Source organism: Seminibacterium arietis (genome assembly GCF_042675725.1).
In the GTDB taxonomy this organism is placed as follows: domain Bacteria; phylum Pseudomonadota; class Gammaproteobacteria; order Enterobacterales; family Pasteurellaceae; genus Seminibacterium; species Seminibacterium arietis.
In genome coordinates this window covers 1-503 of record NZ_JBHTJN010000013.1, presented here as the reverse complement: position 1 = coordinate 503, position 503 = coordinate 1, and the positions used below count along the sequence as shown (strand labels likewise).

Annotated in this window: 1 pseudogene; it reads left to right on the top strand. The window is 34.6% G+C overall.

Annotated elements, in window-relative coordinates:
* Positions 1-503, top strand: a pseudogene (locus tag ACFQ02_RS08150) (hypothetical protein); the annotation flags it as partial.

The window sequence follows — 503 nt, the reverse complement described above, 5'->3', positions numbered from 1 at the left end:
TCAAATGCGACAAGAGAACAAGCTCAAATCAATAAAAAATTAGATGAATATAATGCTCACCAAATTGCTCAAGGTAAAACGCCGATAAATGCAAATAATGTGGCACATAGTTTAGGCGTTTCGGGCAATAAGAATATGCTGAATTGGTCAGAATATGTAGGAAATAAATATGACAATACAAGAGTTAATTTCTTGCACTTAGGCGGTTCTTATCCGTCAGCCGAAATAGATAAGCAGGCGAAAGGGCTGTTTAACGGTGTGAATACCGAATATCATGGTGCAAAAGGTGATTTTGTATATTCAGGAATAGGAGGTTGGTTTATAGGAAATAATCCGAATGCTAGACAAGTAGAGGGATTAGGATTTGGTCAAGCTCATTCTCAAGCTAATCAGAATATAAATAACTTGAAGTATGTTTATAAAATTGATAATCAAGAAGATGAAAGAAAACGGGAGCAAGCTAGAGATACTTTAAATAAAATTTATCCTAATGGTGGTATTAG